The organism is Kitasatospora sp. NPDC050463, from assembly GCF_040655255.1.
GTDB lineage: Bacteria > Actinomycetota > Actinomycetes > Streptomycetales > Streptomycetaceae > Kitasatospora.
Genome location: NZ_JBFAJO010000058.1, coordinates 18,040 through 35,998, shown reverse-complemented (window position 1 = coordinate 35,998; position 17,959 = coordinate 18,040). Strand labels below are relative to the sequence as shown.

Sequence of the window (17,959 nt, the reverse complement as noted above, 5' to 3'; positions counted from 1 at the left end):
GGGCCGGTCAGGCCGCCGGTGTGGCGGTGAGTTCGAACCACATCCGCTTGCCCGAGCCGCGCGGCTCCACGCCCCAGCCGTCCGCCAGCGCCTCGACCAGCATCAGTCCGCGCCCGGAAGAGGCCTGCTCCCCCGGCGTCCTCCGGGTCGGCCAGAGGTCGGACTCGTCCTCCACCTCGACCCGCAGCCGGGCCCGGCCGCCGTCCGCTACCGGCTCGCGGTAGAGCCGGGCGGTGAACATGGCGTCCCGGTCGGTGTGCCGGATCGCGTTGGTGACCAGCTCGGAGACGAGCAGCTCGGCGGTGTCCACCAGCTCGGCGACGCCCCAGCGGCGCAGCGCGTCGCGCAGCTCGGCCCGCACCTCGGAGATCCGGGCGAGGTCGGCCTGCCCGATCCGGCGGCGCAGCTGCTGGGCGGCCAGGCCGCCCTCCGGCCCGTCCCAGCGCAGCAGCAGGAGCGCTATGTCGTCCTCGCGCTCGCTGGAGTCGGCGACCTGGGAGGAGATCCGGTCGGCCAGCTCCTCCAGCGGGTCGACCCGGCCCTCCTCCCGGTCGGCGAGCGGTCCGGCGACCACCTCGGTCAGCCGGGCGATGCCGTCGTCGAGGTCCATGCCGCGCGCCTCGACCAGGCCGTCGGTGCAGAGCAGCACCGTCTCGCCCGGGTCCAGGCTGAAGCGGGTGACCCGGTACTCCTCGTCCGGCGCGATGCCCAGCGGCAGCCCGCCCGCGACCTGGACCACGGCGGCGGTGCCGTCTGCCCGGCGGACCACCGGGTCGAGGTGGCCCGCCCGGACGGCGTAGACCACGCCGTAGTCGACGTTGACCTCGGCATAGGTGCAGGTGGCGAAGTGGTCGGTGTCCAGATCGGCGAGGAAGCGGGAGGCGCGGGCCATCACGGCCGCCGGCGGGTGGCCCTCGGCCGCGTACGCGCGCAGCGCGATCCGCAGCTGGCCCATGATCCCGGCAGCGTGCACGTCGTGCCCCTGGACGTCGCCGATCACCAGTCCGACGTGCCCGCCGGGCAGCGGGACGACGTCGTACCAGTCGCCGCCGATCTGCAGACCGGAGCCGGCCGCCAGGTACCGGACGGCGGTGGTCACCCCGGGCACCGACGGGACGTTGCGCGGCAGCATCACCCGCTGCAGGCCGGCCGCCAGCTCGTGCTCGGCGTCGTGCAGCCGGGCCCGGGCCAGTGACTGCGCCACCAGGCCGCCGAGTGTCGACAGCAGGGTGCGCTCGTCGGCGTCCAGCTGGCGGTCGTCGTCGAAGCTGACCAGGCAGACGCCGATCGGCCGGCCGCTGGCGACCAGCGGCAGGAACGCCCAGGAGCTGCGGCCGGTCCGGCTGGTCGGCGTCCACACCTTCGCGTAGCGCTCCAGGAACTCGTCGCGGCTGGCGATGAAGATCGGCGCCCGGTTGCGCAGCGCCTCGGCCGCCGGGTGGTCGGCGGGCAGCACCGAGCGGTCCCAGAAGGAGAGCTCCTCCGGCCGGTAGCCGGAGGCGCCGAGGATCTGCACCCGGCCGGACTCGAAGGAGGCCAGTACCAGGCCGTCCGGCGGCAGCCCGGGCAGCGGGAGCTCGGTGAAGACCCGCGCCACGTCACGGACGGTGACGGCCTCCGAGAGCGCGCGGGCGGCCTCCTTGATGAACCGCGAGCGCTCCTCCCGCAGCAGCGCCATCCGGTCGGCGCGATCGCGCTTGCGCAGCTCGACGGTGGCGTCCCAGATGAAGCCGACCATTCGCGAGGCCCGGCCGAAGGCGTCCGCGAGGACCCGGCCGCGGAACCGCACGGCGCGCATCGCCCCGCTCGGCCCGACGGTGCGGTAGTAGGCGCCGCACTGGCCCAGCTCGGCGACGGCGCGCTCGACCCGGCGGCGCACCACGGGCGCGTCCTCGGGGTGCAGCAGGGCCAGGAAGGAGGCGGAGGTTCGGTCGAAACGGTCCCGCTCGACCGTGTCCAGGCCCATGATCGCGCAGGCCCGCTGGTCGCCCTCCAGGACGTCGCGGCGGATGTCCCAGTCGAAGGAGCCGATGCCGTTGGCGGCCATCGCGGGCTCCAGCCAGTCCGGCGTGGAGTCCCCCGAGGCGACGGGCAGGGCACCCGGGAGCATCGGCGCCAGCCGGCCTGCGGCCAGGCCGGGTGCCGTCCGCAGCGCGTGCCTGCGCACCGCCTGGGCGGGTGGTCTCGCCCGCCCCGACCCGGCCGTGGACTGGCCGGGAGGAAGCGCCGGCCCCGGTGACTCGGGCTCAGTGGGCATGCTGCTCCTGCCGCTGCCGTGACGGGCCGCGCCGACTGTCCGGCCTGGCCGCGTGGCAGTGTGAGTGGGTGGTGCTCGATCGGACCGTGCCGCCGGGCGGTTGTCAGTCGAGGTGAGGTCTCCCCGCTGCCTGCCGCACGTGGACACACATTCCCACCATCCTGGCCAATGTTCGGCCGAGCGGCAATGGCACCGGGCCGGGAATATTCGGCTCGGCCTTCGCCCAGGGGTGCCGTTCGGCAGCGAACGACCTGGTACTGGCGGTCCGGGAGCCCGGTCGGCCGACGTCCGCGGACCGCGCCGAACGGGTGCTGCCGGGGGCGCCGGGCAGCGGCGGCGGTGGCGCGAGGAGGGGGCGCGCGGCAGCGCGAGGGGCGGACGGCAGCACGGCGGACGGGCCGCGGATCGGGGCCGGACGGGCCGCGGATCGGGGCCGGACGGGCCGCGGATCGGGGCCGGACGGGCCGCGGATCGGGGCCGGACGGGCCGCGGATCGGGACGTGAGACAGGAGGTGGGGCCGGGGCCCGGGGAAAGCCGGAGAGAAGGAACGGTCAGGCGGTGACCAGCTCGAACCAGGTGACCTTGCCGTCCCCGCGCAGTTGCACGCCCCAGGAGTCCGCCAGCGCCTCGACCAACATCAGCCCCCGCCCCGAGGTGGCGTACTCGGCGTCCTGCTCCCGGCGGCGGCCGGGCAGCCGGGTGACGCCGTCCTGGACCTCGATCCGCAGCCGTAGGTCCGCCGTGAGCACCGCGACGAAGACCGCGCCCTGGCCGGTGTGCAGCAGCGCATTGGTGACCAGCTCGGAGGAGAGCAGCTCGGCCGTGTCGGCCAGCTCCGGCACCCCCCAGTGGCCGAGCGCGGAGCGCAGCCGCCGGCGGACCGCGCCGACCGCGACCAGATCGGCCGCGTCGACCGCCAGGTGCAGCCGTCGGTTCAGTGCACAGCCCGGCGCCGAGGTGCTCGGCAGCGCCTGGCCCGCCGTGCCGGTGACCCCGGACGCACCCGGTGCGCCTCCCTGAGGCCTGGACCGGAAGGCATCCCCCGAGCCCGTCCGCTGCCGCGGGAATCGCGACTGACCGTCCATCACCACATGCCCCCGCCCTCAATCCGGGCACCCGCTGCCGGATCCCCCGCCGGTCGGGTGGCCGCCTCGTTCTGACCACCATCCTCATGCCCAGCTTTCGGCGTTTGGAACAGTGTGCGTCCGATCACCTGGGGTGAAAGGTGCACGGCGTGATCCTCGTGATCCAACTGCCCGCCCCGGACAGGTTTGCGATGCGTACGAGCCGTTTTCGGGCAACGCTGGACAGAGCGGCCGGGTCCGGGTTCAATGGCCCGAGATATTTGAACGCCGTTCTAACTTCATCCCCGGCACCCACCGGCACTCCCCGGCGACCGCGAGCGAGGAACCGTGCGACTGACCCCCACCGAGCGGGACCGGCTGCTGATCTTCACAGCAGCCGAGCTGGCCCGCGCCCGGCGCGCCCGAGGCGTACGCCTCAACATCCCCGAGGCGCACGCGCTGATCGCCGACGCCGTCTGCGAGGCCGCCCGCGACGGCCGGCGCCTCGCCGAGGCCATCGAGGCCGGGCGCAGCGTGCTCACCGCCGACGACGTGCTCCCCGGCGTCCCGGACGTGGTCACCGTCGTCCAGGTCGAGGCGGTCTTCGACGACGGCACCCGGCTGGCCGTGGTGAACGACCCGTTCAAGGGCGCCGGCTCGCTCGGCGACGACGCACCGGGCGGCGCACTGCTCGGCGCGGGAACGGGCTACGACCCCGTCGAGGAGACGGTGGTGCTGCCCGTCCACAACACCTCCGAGGTGCCGATCTCGGTCACCTCGCACTTCCACTTCTTCGAGGCCAACCCGCGCCTGGCCTTCGACCGCGGGGCCGCCTACGGCACCCACCTCGCGGTGCCCGCCGGGTCCTCGGTGCGCTTCGACCCGGGCGCCACGGTCGAGGTCGGCCTGCTGCCGATCGGCGGCGAACGGGTCGCGATCGGCTTCGCCGGGCTGGTGGACGGTCCGCTGGACGCGCCGGGCGCCAAGGAGGCAGCCCTGGCCAAGGCCCGCGCGACCGGCTACCTGACCAACTTCGACGACGCCGAGGTGGAATCGTGAGCGCCATCACCCCGCACGACTACATCGCGGTGCACGGCCCCCGGGCAGGGGACCGGATCCGGCTCGGCGACTCCGGTCTGATCGTCCGGGTCGAGTCCGACTCGCAGGCGCCCGGCGAGGAGTTCCTGGCCGGGTTCGGCAAGACCGCCCGCGACGGCCTGCACCTCAAGGCCGCCGCCGTCCGCGACACCTGTGACGTCGTGATCAGCAACGTGCTGGTGATCGACGCGGTCCAGGGCATCCGCAAGACCTCGATCGGCCTGATCGACGGCCGGATCGCCTCCATCGGCCGAGCCGGCAACCCGGACACCCTGGACGGCGTGGACGTCGTCGTCGGCACCGGGACGACGATCGTGTCCGGCGAGGGCATGATCGCCACCGCCGGCGCCATCGACACCCACGTCCACCTGCTCTCCCCGCGGATCATGGAGGCCTCGCTCGCCTCCGGCGTCACCACGATCATCGGCCAGGAGTTCGGCCCGGTCTGGGGAGTCGGGGTGAACTCGCCCTGGGCCCTGCGCCACGCCTTCAACGCCTTCGACGCCTGGCCCGTCAACATCGGCTTCCTCGGCCGCGGCTCCTCCTCCGACCCGGCCCCGCTGATCGAGGCCCTCGCCGAGGGCGGCGCCTCCGGCTTCAAGGTCCACGAGGACATGGGCGCCCACACCCGCGCCCTGGACACCGCCCTGCGCGTCGCCGAGGAGTACGACGTCCAGGTCGCCCTGCACACCGACGGCCTCAACGAGTGCCTCTCCGTCGAGGACACCCTCAAGGTCCTCGAAGGCCGCACCATCCACGCCTTCCACATCGAGGGCTGCGGCGGCGGACACGTCCCCAACGTCCTCAAGATGGCCGGCGTCGAGAACGTCATCGGCTCCTCCACCAACCCCACCCTGCCCTTCGGCCGCGACGCCCTCGGCGAACACTTCGGCATGATCGTCTCCGCCCACGACCTCAAGGTCGACCTCCCCGGCGACGCCGCCATGGCCCGCGACCGCATCCGCGCCGGCACCATGGGCGCCGAGGACGTCCTGCACGACCTCGGCGTCATCGGCATCACCTCCTCCGACGCCCAGGGCATGGGCCGCGCCGGCGAGACCGTCCGCCGCACCTTCGCCATGGCCGGCAAGATGAAGGCCGAACTCGGACCCCTCGACGGCACCGGCTCCTACGGCACCACCGACGGCGGCGACGACAACGAACGCGTCCTGCGCTACATCGCCAAACTCACCATCAACCCCGCCATCGCCCACGGCCTCGCCCACGAGGTCGGCTCCATCGAGATCGGCAAACTCGCCGACATCGTCCTGTGGCGCCCCGACCACTTCGGCGCCAAACCCCAACTCGTCCTCAAGGCCGGCTTCCCCGCCTACGGCGTCGTCGGCGACCCCAACGCCTCCACCGACCGCTGCGAACCCCTCGTCCTCGGCCCCCAGTTCGGCGCCCACGGCGCCACCGCCGCGGACATCTCCGTCGCCTTCGTCGCCCAGGCCGCCGCCGACGGCGCCTACCTCGACCGGGCCGCCGACGGCATGCCGACCAGGCGCCGCCGGGTCGGCGTGCGGAACACCCGCGGCATCGGCCCGCGCGACATGGTCCGCAACGCCCGGGTCGGCAACGTCCAGGTCACCGAGACCGGCCTGGTCTCGCTGGACGGCTCGCCACTGCGCTCCGAGCCCGCCGACAGCGTCTCGCTCAGCCGCCTCTACTTCCTCTGACCCACCCTCACTTTCTTTCCTAGGACGCGAAGATGACCCCCACCCCCGCCTCGCTCGGCTACCGGATGCCCGCCGAGTGGCACCCGCACGAGCGCACCTGGATGGCCTTCCCGACCACCAACCCGACCTTCGACAGCCCGGAGCACCTGCACGCCGGACGCGAGGCCTGGGCCGCGGTGGCCAACACCATCGTCCGGTACGAGCCGGTGACGCTGGTGGTCAACACCGGCGAGACCGAGCAGGCGCGCAAGTACGTCTCCCCCGAGGTCGAGATCGTCGAACGCCCGCTGGACGACGCCTGGATGCGCGACATCGGCCCGTCCTTCCTGATCGACGACAAGGGTTCGCTGGCCGCCGCCGACTGGATCTTCAACGGCTGGGGCGCGCAGTCCTGGGCCCGATGGGACAACGACCAGCACATCGCCGAGCACATCAGCGAACTGACGGGTGTTCAGCGCTTCGCCTCCCGCCTGATCAACGAGGGCGGCGGCATCCACGTCGACGGCGAGGGCACCGTCCTCGTCACCGACACCGTGCAGCTCGGCGAGGGTCGCAACTCCGACTGGACCCGCGAGGAGGTCGAGGCCGAGCTGCACGCCCACCTCGGCACCACCAAGGCGATCTGGCTGCCGCGCGGACTCACCCGCGACTACGACGAGTTCGGCACCCGCGGCCACATCGACATCGTCGCCTCCTTCGTCCGCCCCGGCGTCGTGGTCGCCCACGTCCAGCCGGACCCGGCCCACCCCGACCACCAGGTGTGCCAGGAGCTGGTGGCGATCCTGCGCGCCTCCACCGACGCGCGGGGCCGCACCCTGGAGGTCATCGAACTGCCCGCCCCCACCGTCCTGCTGGACGAGGACGGCGAACCGGTCGACTACTCCTACATCAACCACTACGTGGCCAACGGCGCCGTGGTGCTCTGCGCCTTCGACGACCCGCGCGACCAGGAGGCCGCCGCCGTCCTCGGCCGCGCCTACCCCGGCCGCACCGTCGAACTCGTCGACGCCCGGGAGATCTTCGCCAACGGCGGCGGCATCCACTGCATCACCCAGCAGCAGCCGAGGCGCTGAGAGATCAGCAGGTCAGAGCGCCGGCCCGGGGGGTTACCTTCCCCCGACCTGCTGGAACCCAGCAATAGCCAGCAGGACCTAGCAGGCGCTTACGAAGATCATCTCCCGCTTCTCTCCCACTTGATCCCGACAGGAGCCGGAGTCGAGCCGCCGCGCCCTTCTTGGGGGTGCCCGGTCAGAGCTCGACTCCGGCCGCCTGCACTGCGGGGACTCCAGTACGCCCCGACCGCCCACCGTGCCGAGCGGAGCCCATCCGTCCACATCATCGAACACCCGGGTCGGCCTCTTGGCTTCCGCCGGCGCCTCGGACTTGCGCCAGAGAATTCCCATGGGGCTCCTACCCGGGGTGCTCGTACTGGTGCCGGCCACCCCGTACGGTCCCCTCTTCAGGGGGTGGCGGCGGCAGTTCGAGGCGATGGTGCGTGACTCGGAGCGCGTGATCTGACGGAGGGACGGACATGATCGAGGCTGAGCTGAAGGCAGCAGTCCGGGATCCGGAAGCAGTCCTCAGGCAGTTGGAGGACCGATACGGAGCCGGCAGGGCTGAGGTGTACCGCGACACCTACTACGACGCCCGAGACGGCTCCCTCATGGGCGCCGACAGGGAGCTGCGGATCCGCACCGTGCACGGCCCGGACGACACCCGTACCGTCCTCACCTACAAGGGTGCCCGCGTCGATGAAGCGTCGGGATCGAAGCCTGAGGCGGAGACGGTAGTCGAGGACGCCGAGGCCGCCCACGAGATCGTCCTCGGGCTCGGATTCGTCCCGCGCATCGCCTTCGAGAAGCGCTGCCGAAACTACGACTTCCGGCACGGGGGCCGGCATTTCCTGGCCACACTGGTTCGCGTCCCCGAGATCGACGGGACATTCATCGAGGTCGAGACCGCCGCTGAGACCGAGGCAGACCTCGGACCGGCCCTGGACGTCGTCCGGGCTGTTCTCGCTGAGCTCGGGATCGGTGAGGACGACCTGACGACCGAGTTCTACACCGACGCGGTCGTCGCCGCACGTCCGGCCTGACCCCCTGGGCATGACGAAGCGCCCCACCCGGAGTCCGGGCGGGGCGTGGTCGTTCAGTGGTCGTCGGGAGGTAGTCACGCCGGTCGCGCACGATCGGGCACTGCGAGCGGCCTGGTCCGGGCCGTGGGGTCAGTGGGGGTGGCGGCCGAGGTCGTCGGTGGTGAGGCCATGGGTGCTGTGCATGGCGATCGAGCTGTAGGAGGAGCGCAGGGCCCGCAGCTGGGCGAGGCGCTGCTGTTCGGCGAGCAGGCCGTCGAGGTTCTCGGTGGGGCCGTTGCCGCGGCGGTTCAGGTGGACCGCCAGGCCGGTCACGACCACGGCCAGGACGGCGAACAGGGCGATGAGCGTGGCCATGGCCACCCCCTCGGATCGGGTCGTCCGTTGCCCGCACGATGCGGTGCGCGCCGCGCGGTATTCGGTACGTACCCGCAGCAGCGTGCCGTCGAACCGGCCGGCTTCCCACTCCGTGGCCCTTCGGGCACGGCCAGTATCGTGGGACGCGAGCGGCACAGCCGCAGCAGCACAGAGGAGAGCAGCACATGGCGGACGCCCGCCCGCGCCGGCCGGCGCGCCCCCGCGAGGAGGTCTTCGCCACCGCGCGGGCTGCCATCGCCGAGCACGGGCTCGCCAAGCTCACCATGGCCGGCCTCGGCAAACAGCTGCAGATGAGCGCCGGGCACCTGCTCTACTACTTCGGCAGCAAGGACCAGCTGCTGCTGGAGACCCTGCGCTGGAGCGAGGACCAGCTCGGGGCCCGCCGCCACACCGCCCTGACCGACGGCGGGCGGGACGTCTGGGAGCGGTTGGGCGACTACACCCGGCTCTACCTGCCCGAGGGCCCGGGCGATCCGCGCTGGATCCTCTGGGTGGAGGTGTGGGGGCGCTCCCCCGCCAGTGAGGAACTCCGGCAGGGGCAACTGGAGATCGAGGCCCCCTGGGACGCCGACCTCGTCGCCCTGCTCGACGAGGGGACGGCCTCCGGCTCCTTCACGGCCGGCCCCGCCGGAGCGGACGGACCCGACGGAGCGGCGGACGGCGCCGGGGCAGCCGAGCGCGCCGCCCAGATCCGGGCCCTGCTGGACGGTCTCGCCGTGCCGATCGCGCTCGGCCTGCCCGGCGCGCGCCGCACGAGGGCGCTGCACCTGGCGGAGTCGGCCTGCCGGACCCTGCTGGCACCCGCCTGACGGACCCCGTCCGAAGGCTCCTCACTCCGTCCAGATCGCGGCCGCCGTGCGGTCGTCGGCGTAGCCCTTGGCGCGGACCTGTACCTGGCGCAGGAAGTCCACGGTGCCCGGCGGGTGGGGGTGTGCCCAGTGGGCGGCCAGGAAGTGTGCGACGGCCGGCTCGTCGGCGATGGGCCGGGCCAGGCCCGGGGTGCAGAGCAGCAGGATGTCGCCCGGGGTCGCCGGGACCATCCGGAAGCGGAACGGGCGCGGGTCAGGCACCGGACCGTCCGGCACCGGCGGTTGCCCGTCCGGATGGTGCAGCAGCCGAGCCGCGTAGGCGTCGATCCAGTGACCGGAACGCAGCAGGTACAGCCCGCCCGGGCCGACGCCGAAGGCCGCCCGGTAGGAGGCCGCCGGGTCGAGCGAGAGCAGCAGGCAGTGCAGCGAGGCGGGGGAGGCCGGATCGTCGCCCGTCGCCCGGGAGGTGAGGGCGCGCAGCGGGGCGGCGGCCGCCGTGGCGAGCCGTTGGAGGCCGTAGCGGAGGCGGTCCCGCGCACCGTCGCGCAGGTCGGCGGCGAGGCCGGCCCGGCTGCGGCCGATTGCGGCGGCGAGCTGGCGGCAGGACTCGGCGGCGGCGGTGGCGACCGCCTCGGGGGCGAGCTCGGCGGCGGCGAGGGTGCCGGAGGCGCCCCCGCCCGTGCGGTCGAAGCCTCCGAGTGCGGCGAGTAAGAGGCCGTCCGCGCCCTCGCCGAACCTGGTCACCAGCAGCGCGTCCCGGCGGGGCTCGCCGCGGTAGCGGGCGGAGTCGCCGCGGACCGAGACGGCTCGCAGGGTCGCGGTGGCGTACTGGGCGCCCTCCAGGACGGTGTCCGGCACGACGGCGCCGAGCGAGCCCGGGTCCGCCTCCGGCACGGCGGTCGGCTCGGGCCCGTATGTGGGCGGGCGCTCGCCGACGTGCGGGACGGCGGGCCCTGCGTCGGCGAGCACCGACCGGGGGGCCGGGCGGGCCACGGACGCAACCGAGGGGGCGGGAGTGGTCTCGGGGACGGGGGCGGGCGCGGGGACGGGGGCTTCGAACTCTGCGGCGGATCCGGGCTCGAACGCCGGCTCGGGCTCGGCCTCCGGTGCGGCTGCCGGCTCGGCGGCCGGTTCCGGCTCCGGGTTCTTCCGCAGGACGGGAGCCGCCTCGGGCTCCATCACCGGCTCCGCCTCGGGCTCCACCGCCGGCTCCGCCTCGGACGCCACCACCGGCTCCGGCTCGGGGCCCGCCGCCCAGGCCGGGGCCTGGAACCTGTGCGTCTCCTCCGGTCCGCGTTGCTGCCCGATCACACCGGCCGCGGTGTCGAACCAGTCGTCGATGCTGTCCCGCGCCGGTGCCACGGGCTCCGGCGCGGGCTCCACCCCGGCCGCCGCCCCGGGCTCCACCCCGTCCGCCGGCCCGTCCGTGCGCTGCCGGCCGATCAACCCGGCCGCCGTCTCGAACCACTCGTCGACGCTTCCCTCCCCCGGTACCGCGCCCGGGGTGTCGGGGAGGGTGCCCGCCGGCCCTTCGTAGACCGTTTCCCACCAACCGTCGTCCGGCCGGTGCTGCTGTGCGGGTGCACCCTCTTTGCTCATCTGGCGGCTCCTGGTCGGTCCGTGGTCGCGCCGCCCCCGGCGGGGCCGGACTCGACGTCATTGTCTCCGAGTGCAACGACGCTGTCCGGGTTTCGGCGACAACCGCACACTGATCGGATGATCCCGGTCGCCGGGTTCGCCCCTCGTTCCGCTTCCGTTCCGTCCCTGCTTGCCGGAACTGCCCGGAGCAGGGCGTTTCCGGGGTGTTCGGTAGGTTCGGGCGCCGAAAATGGGGGCCGAGGAGGGGCATCGCTTCACTCGTTCGGCTGATTAAATGTGCGCATGACCGCGTCGGCCCCCAGAACGCCCCGACCGGGGAGGGCCGTACTCGCGGACCGCCCGGCGGGTGCCCTGTGGATCCTTCTGCTGGTCGGGCTGCTGACGGCGCTCCCGTGCGCGGGTCAGGCCCAGGCGGTCTCGGCGGACCGGTCCGCCCCGGCGGCGGCCGTTCCGGAGAGCACCGTCGTCGGCCCGGCCGTCGCGGCCTCACCGACGACCGGGGTAGCGCAGGCGCCCGCGACACCGCGGGCATCCGGGGCGGAGCACGCGTCCCGGCGGGCCGGGGCCCCGCGTACCGGCCCGGCCGTCACGCCTTTCGACCGGTTGCGCGCCGAGGAGCGGCAGCACTGGACGTGGTGCTCCGCCGACGGCGAGTCGCCGCACCGCAACGACGGCTGCTCCGGCCACCCGTACTGCGCCCAGGACGCCCAGCTGCCCAACCCGCCGCCGCATCCGCAGCCCGCCGTGGCGGCCCGCACGGAGACGCCCGAGGCGCGATCCCGGGTGGTGTCCAGCGGACTCCTGGACGGTCCGCGTCCGGCACCCGACCTGCACGAGCTCCAAGTTCACCGGTCCTGAGCGGAACCCACCGCCGGCCCTCCCTCCTGCCCGTCCGAGCGGACGGCGGAAGGGGCGGCGCCGGCGGATCCGCCCTTCCGCCCTCTCATCAGACCGCCGCGCCCGAAGCGCGCGGCGGGGACAAGGACACCTCATGGGTTCCGCCTCGAAGCAGTCCAACAAGCCGAGCGGCAAGCAGGCAGGTCTCGACCGTCGCGCCCGGATAGCCGAGCTGCGCGCCGCCGAGCAGCGCCGGGACCGCCGGAACAAGATCATCGCCTCGGTGATCGCCGGCACCCTGGTGATCGCCGCGATCGCCACCGGCACCTGGATCGTGATCGACGCCAACCAGGACAGGAAGGCCAAGGAGGCCGCGGCCGCCGCGCCGATCGACGGCGTCCAGACCTTCGGCGACCTGAGCCGCAACCACGTCAAGGAGAAGGTCACCTACCCGCAGACCCCGCCGGTCGGCGGCGACCACAACGCGGTCTGGCTGGACTGCATGGGCCACGTCTACGACCAGCCGGTCGAGAACGAGCGCGCCGTCCACTCGCTGGAGCACGGCGCGGTCTGGGTCACGTACAACGGCAAGGCCACCCCGGAGGACATCAAGGCCCTCTCCGACAAGGTGCAGGCCACCCCGTACTCGCTGATGAGCCCCTACCCGGACGAGAAGGGCACGATCACCCTCAGCGCCTGGAGCACCCAGCTGGTCGTGGACAGCGCCAACGACCCCCGGGTGGGCGAGTTCTTCACCAAGTACGTGCAGGGCAAGCAGACCCAGGAGCCGGGCGCCTCCTGCACCATGGGGGCGATGTGACCGCCGACGAGGCGGCACCCGACGCCCGCGGCGGGGCTGCCGAAAACGCCCGCGGCGACGCCCGGGACGGCGGCTCGCAGGACGCGGCACCGCGCGCCGGCCGCAGGCGGCTCTGGTGGCCGGCCGCGCTGGCCGCCGCGCTCGCCCTCGCACTCGGGATACCCGCGCTGGTCGCGAGCGGGACCTCGGCCTCCGGCTCGTCCTCGCTCACGGCCCCGGCGGGCGACTCGCCCGAGGCCGGCTTCGCCCGTGACATGGCGACCCACCACCAGCAGGCCGTCGACCTGTCGTTCATCGTCCGTGACCGGACCGGCGACGAGCCGGTGCGCACCCTCGCCTTCGACATCATCAACACCCAGGCCAACCAGCGCGGGATGATGATGGGCTGGCTCGACCAGTGGGGGCTCCCGCAGCACTCGGCGGCCAAGCCGATGACGTGGATGAGGATGGGCCACGACTACACGGCGCACGACGGCTCGCTGATGCCCGGCATGGCCACCAACACCCAGCTCGCCAAGCTGCGTTCGCTCAGCGGGCGCGACGCCGAGGTGTACTACCTGCAGCTGATGCTGGAGCACCACAAGGGCGGGGTGGAGATGGCCCAGGGCTACGTCGACCTGGCGAGGAACGAGACCGAGAAGCGGCTCGCCCAGTCGATGGTGGTCGGGCAGACCTCGGAGATCCAGCTGATCACCGACATGCTCACCGAGCGCGGCGCCGCCCCCGGTGTGCCCGCCTCCTGATCGACCCGCACCGGACGGCCGGGGGCGGTGGACGCGGTTCGCGTCCACCGCCCCCGGCCGTCTGCGCTGCCGTCGGGCCCCGGCGCCCTGCGGTCCGGGTCTCAGTACGCCGTGACCCGCTCGGGTTCCGGGGCGGGGGCGGTCGCACGGTGCTCCGGGTCGCCGCCCGCGGCGGGCCGCGGGCGGACCGGCCACCACAGGCTCCGGCCCAGGAGTGCCGCCAGGGCGGGGACCAGCACCAGTGACAGGACGAGCGCGGAGAGCATGATGCCGAGCGCCATCGCGAAGGCGACCTGTTCGCTCCCCGGGGTCGTGGCGAGAGTGGCGAAGGAGCCGGCCAGCACCAGGCCGGCCGTCGCGATGGCCGGTGCGGTGTGCTGTACCGCGCGGGCCACGGCGGCGCGGGCCGGACCCGGTCGCCGCATCTCCTCGCGGATCCGGTCGGTGATCAGGATGTTGTAGTCGGTGCCCAGGGCGACGACGAACAGGAACAGCACCAGCGGCAGGGTGAAGCCGACACCCGGCTCGCCGAGGCCGTGCTGGAACAGCAGGGTGGCGGCGCCGAGGGTGGCGGCGAAGCCGAGCCCGACGGAGAGCATCAGGACCACCGGTGCGAGCAGGCTGCGCAGGAGCAGCAGCAGGATCAGCGCGATCAGCGCGGCCGCGACCGGGAACACGATCCTGAGATCGTGGTCGACGGCGGTCGAGACGTCGGCGAAGATCGCCGCCGTCCCGCCCACGTGGGCCGTCGTCCCGGCTGGCGTGTGCTGGGCGACCGCGGCCCGGATCGGTCCGGAGACCAGGTCGCGGGCCTGCCGGCTCTGCGGGTCCGCGGTCGGGTAGAGGTCGATCCGGGCGGCCCGGTGGTCCTCGTTCAGGACGGTCGGTGCGACCTGGCCCACACCGTCGACCAGGGTGAGCGCACCGGAGAGGCCGTCGAGCGCGGCGGCGGTGAGGGCGGCGCCGTCCGTGCGGGTGACGAAGACGCTCGTCGGGTCCGACACGCCGGCCGGCAGCACGCGGGAGATCTCGACGGCGGTGGCCGCGGCGGGCGTCCGGTCACCGGAGTCGCCCTGGCCGTAGTCCATGCGGATGCCGATCAGCCCGGCGGCCAGCGCGGCGAGCAGGGCGACGGAGGCGGTCAGCATCGTCAGCGGACGTCGCGCGACCAGCGCGCCGAAGCGGGCGGACCGGCCGGGCTCGCGGCGCAGGCTCCTGGAGGGCCAGAACATCTTGCGCCCGGTGGCCCCGAGCAGCGCCGGCAGCAGGGTGAGGCTGCCGAGCAGCATCACCAGGACGGCGACGGCGATCGCGGGGCCCAGCGAGCGGAACTGCCCGAAGGTGGCCAGGCCCAGCGTGGCGAACGCGGCCACGATGGTCAGCGCCGCGGAGGTGATCGCGGTGCCCACCCGGGCGCAGACCTGTGCGGCCGCCTCCCGGGCGGGCTGCTCGGGCCGGGCGCGCAGGTGCTCGCGGAAGCGGAACAGCAGGAACAGCAGGTAGTCGATGCCGATGCCGAGCAGGACCACGTTGATCAGCCCCGGCGTGCCCGCGTCGAGCTTGCGGCCGGTGACCAGCGCGGCGATCCCGACGGCTCCCACCGCCACACCGCCGATCATGCTGACCGCGAGCAGCGGCAGCAGAGCCGCCGCCACACTGCGGAACACCAGCACGTTGAGCAGGACGATGAACCCCATGACGAGGGCGCTCCCGACCTTCGCCGCGGTCTCGTGGGCGTCGGTGGTGTCGACGGTCCCGGCGAGGCCCCCGGTGAAACCGGTGCGCATCCCCGCCTCGGCGAACTGTGCCCGGGCGGCGTCCCGGAAGGCCCGGTAGACGCCCTGGACCCCCTTGTCCACGGGGTTCCCGATCAGCTGGACGGCGAGCAGTTCGAAGCTCCGGTCGGGCGCCGTCATCGCCGGGACGATCCGCGGCGTCTGGGAGCGGTCCGGGATCAGGAACTCCGGGCCGTCGTCCTCCCTGGGCATGACCACGCGGCGCTGGGCCAGCTTCGCCGCCTCGGCCTCGATCCGCTGCCGGTCGGCGTCGCCGAGGGCCTTGCCGTCGGTCCGGGCGACCAGCACCGTCACCGTGGTGGCGTCGGGATCCGCCCCGAACCGCTCCTGGGCGATCTGCAGGGCGGCGGCCGAGTCGTAGCTGCGGGGCAGGAAGTCCCCGGTCTGGCTCTGGGTGACACGGGCGATCAGGGTCGGGGCCAGGCCGATCAGGACGACACCCAACACCCCCCAGAGGGCGATGATCTTCCACGGGTGTCTGGTGGAGTATCCGGTCAGGGCGCGGATCACGATGTCCTCCGGCGGACGGGCTTGCGGACGGGCGTCTGCCGGGGGCTCCCGGCCTGCCTCCAGACCATCACCGGGAGGGGTCGGCGGGCGTCGTGGCAGCGAATGATCCGGACCGGGGCCCCTGCTCCCTCCCCGGGGCGGGACCAGGACCAGGGTCCTGGTCCCGACTCCTCCACGGGTCCGGACCAGGGCGCGAAGCACCGGCCGGCGGTGCTGCCGACGAGGCCGCTGTGCAACCCTGTCCGGGAGACCGAGGGGCCGGGAGGCCGAACACAGGGGGAACCAGAGATGCCCAGGAGCCGAGACGCCGGGCCCGGCGATGCCGGGGAAACGCTGCACACCGACCTGGCCGAGCCGCCGTGGTCGCGCAACGACGCGCTCGTGACCGGCGGGGCCTGCGCGCTGAACCTGCTCAGCTACGTGTTCTTCGACGAGCCCAACGGCGGGCACCAGGTGAGCGTGGCCGGATTCCTCCTCGTCGCGCTGGCGGCCGCGCCGCTGCTCGCCCGGCGCAGCCACCCGGTGGCGGCGCTCGCCGCCGTCCTGGCACTCGACGCGACGGCCGCCCTGACCCTGCCGTTGCCCAGCCACTTCGGCGCCGTCCTGGTGGTCGCCCTGTACTCGGTCGCCAGGGCCTGCCCCGGCCGGGTGACGGCGGCCGCGTCCGCCGCGACGGTGGTACTGACGCTGCTGAGCCAGAACAGCGGCCGGAACACGCCGTGGCAGGAGGCTCTCGGCCCGCCCCTCTCCACCATGATCGTCGTCGGCACCGCCCTCGCGGTCAATCGCTGGCAGCAGGAGGTGGCGGCCAACCGCAGACTCCTCGCCGACCGAGCGGTGGCCGACGAACGCCGCCGCATCGCACGGGAGTTGCACGACATCGTGGCCCACCACATCACCACCATGCAGCTGATGGCCGGCGGAGCCCGGGCCAACCTCGCCCGACCGGAGGTGGTCCGGGACGCCCTGGTCACGCTGGAATCCTCCGGGCGGCTCGCGCTGGGGGAGATGCGCCAGCTCCTCGACGTACTGCGGGCCGGCGACGAGCCGGAGACCGCACCGCCGCTGCCGCAGCCCGACGCCGACGACCTCGACCGCCTGGTGGCCGAGTCCCGCCTCGCCGGACTGCCGACCGAGCTGAGCGTCCGCGGCCCGCGGCGCCCGCTGCCGCCGACCGTCGGCCTCACGGTGTTCAGGATCGCCCAGGAGGCGCTCACCAACGCCCGCAAGTACGCGGGGCCGGCCCGCGCCTCCGTCGTCCTGACATACCGTCAGGATCTGGTCGCCATCGAGGTGCGGGACGACGGCGGGGGCGCGCCACCGCAGGAGGGGGCGCCGGCGGCGGGCCCGGGCGGTTACGGTCTGATCGGCATGCGCGAGCGCGTCGCCCTGCACGGCGGCACCCTCGTCGTCGGACCGCAGGCCGGTGGGGGTTTCGCCGTGCTGGCCGAGCTGCCGCTGCCCCCGGGCGAGGCGGACGAGACGGGCGAGACGGACGAAGCGGGCGAGGCGGGCGAGGCGGCCGGACCGGCCCGCCGGCACGAGGGGGTGCTCCGATGACCGGCGCCGGCCCGACGCCGCCGAGGATCCGGGTACTGATCGCGGACGACCAGCCGCTGGTCCGGCGCGGCCTGTCGCTGATCCTCTCCCCCGACCCGTCCTTCGAGGTGGTGGGAGAGGCCGAGAACGGCGCGCAGGCCGTCACCCTGGCGCGCCGGCTGCTCCCCGACGTCGTGGTGATGGACATCCGGATGCCCGTCCTCGACGGCGTCGCCGCGACCGCGGAGCTCGCCGCCACCGTGCCCGGCTGCCGGGTCCTGGCCCTCAGCACCTTCGACCTCGACGAGTACGTCGTGGGCGCCCTGCGCGCCGGGGCGTACGGGTTCCTGCCCAAGGACAGCTCGCCGGAGGAACTGGGCGCGGCGATCCGCACCGTCCACGCCGGCGAGGCCGCCGTCGCGCCGCGCCTGCTCACCCGGCTGATCTCCACCTACGTACGGGCGCCCCGCGACGCCCGGCCGACCCCCACCGGCCTGGGCGACCTCACCCCCCGTGAGGTCGAGGTGTGGCGTCTGATGGCCACCGGCCTCGACAACGCCGGGATCGCCCGCGACCTGGACATCAGCCTCTCCACGGTCAAGAACCACATCACCAGCATCTTCGACAAGCTCGCCGTCCGTGACCGCGCCCAGGCGGTCATCGCCGCCTACGAATCGGGCCTGGTCACCGCCCGCGCGGCAGCCGGGGGCCCACCCGGGGGCGGGCGCACCGGCTAG

The 17,959-nt window shown here is 73.9% G+C and carries 15 protein-coding genes; 10 read left to right on the top strand and 5 right to left on the bottom strand.

Features of this window, described 5'->3' with window-relative positions; translation table 11 throughout:
- Positions 1 to 7: 7 nt before the first annotated feature.
- Both AB0J08_RS29860 and AB0J08_RS29855 read right to left on the bottom strand, forming a co-directional pair.
- Entirely contained in the window at positions 8 to 2,257 is a 2,250-nt protein-coding gene (locus AB0J08_RS29860; RefSeq protein WP_360640957.1) for a SpoIIE family protein phosphatase, read from the bottom strand.
- 552 nt (positions 2,258 to 2,809) lie between these two features.
- Entirely contained in the window at positions 2,810 to 3,343 is a 534-nt protein-coding gene (locus AB0J08_RS29855) for an ATP-binding protein (protein WP_360640956.1), read from the bottom strand.
- A gap of 327 nt (positions 3,344 to 3,670) precedes the next feature.
- On the opposite strand from AB0J08_RS29855, the gene AB0J08_RS29850 reads away from it, so the two are divergent.
- From AB0J08_RS29850 to cyaB, 4 genes are all read left to right on the top strand, one after another.
- Positions 3,671 to 4,381 carry an urease subunit gamma gene (locus AB0J08_RS29850; protein ID WP_360640955.1) on the top strand — a complete coding sequence of 237 codons (711 nt, stop codon included), beginning with the start codon at positions 3,671 to 3,673 and terminating at the stop codon, positions 4,379 to 4,381.
- 5 nt (positions 4,382 to 4,386) lie between these two features.
- The gene (locus AB0J08_RS29845) at positions 4,387 to 6,099 is read left to right on the top strand and encodes an urease subunit alpha (protein WP_360640982.1); all 1,713 of its coding nucleotides are present in this window, start codon (positions 4,387 to 4,389) and stop codon (positions 6,097 to 6,099) included.
- A gap of 32 nt (positions 6,100 to 6,131) precedes the next feature.
- A complete protein-coding gene (locus AB0J08_RS29840; protein ID WP_360640954.1) occupies positions 6,132 to 7,172 on the top strand; it encodes an agmatine deiminase family protein in 1,041 nt (346 codons plus the stop codon).
- 458 nt (positions 7,173 to 7,630) lie between these two features.
- Positions 7,631 to 8,194, top strand: a complete 564-nt coding sequence (gene cyaB / locus AB0J08_RS29835) for a class IV adenylate cyclase (RefSeq protein WP_360640953.1) — start codon at positions 7,631 to 7,633, stop codon at positions 8,192 to 8,194.
- Between the two features lie 129 nt (positions 8,195 to 8,323).
- Here cyaB and AB0J08_RS29830 read toward each other — a convergent pair whose 3' ends face one another.
- Positions 8,324 to 8,548, bottom strand: coding sequence for a hypothetical protein (locus AB0J08_RS29830; protein ID WP_360640952.1), 225 nt, complete (start codon positions 8,546 to 8,548; stop codon positions 8,324 to 8,326).
- A gap of 185 nt (positions 8,549 to 8,733) precedes the next feature.
- Between AB0J08_RS29830 and AB0J08_RS29825 the strand changes: the two genes are divergently transcribed.
- Entirely contained in the window at positions 8,734 to 9,378 is a 645-nt protein-coding gene (locus tag AB0J08_RS29825; RefSeq protein ID WP_360640951.1) for a TetR/AcrR family transcriptional regulator, read from the top strand.
- 21 nt (positions 9,379 to 9,399) lie between these two features.
- On the opposite strand, the gene AB0J08_RS29820 is transcribed toward AB0J08_RS29825, so the two are convergent.
- Positions 9,400 to 10,977 (bottom strand): protein phosphatase 2C domain-containing protein, encoded by a 1,578-nt coding sequence (locus AB0J08_RS29820; protein ID WP_360640950.1) that lies wholly within the window; start codon positions 10,975 to 10,977, stop codon positions 9,400 to 9,402.
- 282 nt (positions 10,978 to 11,259) lie between these two features.
- Between AB0J08_RS29820 and AB0J08_RS29815 the strand changes: the two genes are divergently transcribed.
- From AB0J08_RS29815 to AB0J08_RS29805, 3 genes are all read left to right on the top strand, one after another.
- The gene (locus tag AB0J08_RS29815) at positions 11,260 to 11,835 is read left to right on the top strand and encodes a hypothetical protein (protein WP_360640949.1); all 576 of its coding nucleotides are present in this window, start codon (positions 11,260 to 11,262) and stop codon (positions 11,833 to 11,835) included.
- A gap of 133 nt (positions 11,836 to 11,968) precedes the next feature.
- On the top strand, positions 11,969 to 12,634 hold the full coding sequence (locus AB0J08_RS29810; RefSeq protein WP_360640948.1) for a DUF3105 domain-containing protein: 666 nt from the start codon (positions 11,969 to 11,971) through the stop codon (positions 12,632 to 12,634).
- Between the two features lie 158 nt (positions 12,635 to 12,792).
- Complete coding sequence (locus AB0J08_RS29805) at positions 12,793 to 13,377, top strand: DUF305 domain-containing protein (RefSeq protein ID WP_360640981.1); 585 nt, start codon at positions 12,793 to 12,795, stop codon at positions 13,375 to 13,377.
- A 101-nt stretch (positions 13,378 to 13,478) separates the two neighbouring features.
- On the opposite strand, the gene AB0J08_RS29800 is transcribed toward AB0J08_RS29805, so the two are convergent.
- A complete protein-coding gene (locus AB0J08_RS29800) occupies positions 13,479 to 15,683 on the bottom strand; it encodes an MMPL family transporter (protein ID WP_360640947.1) in 2,205 nt (734 codons plus the stop codon).
- A 288-nt stretch (positions 15,684 to 15,971) separates the two neighbouring features.
- On the opposite strand from AB0J08_RS29800, the gene AB0J08_RS29795 reads away from it, so the two are divergent.
- Positions 15,972 to 17,243, top strand: coding sequence for a sensor histidine kinase (locus AB0J08_RS29795; protein ID WP_360640946.1), 1,272 nt, complete (start codon positions 15,972 to 15,974; stop codon positions 17,241 to 17,243).
- Positions 17,240 to 17,959: a response regulator transcription factor gene (locus AB0J08_RS29790; protein ID WP_360640945.1), complete on the top strand. Its 720-nt coding sequence runs from the start codon at positions 17,240 to 17,242 to the stop codon at positions 17,957 to 17,959. Before AB0J08_RS29795 ends, AB0J08_RS29790 begins: the two co-directional genes overlap by 4 nt.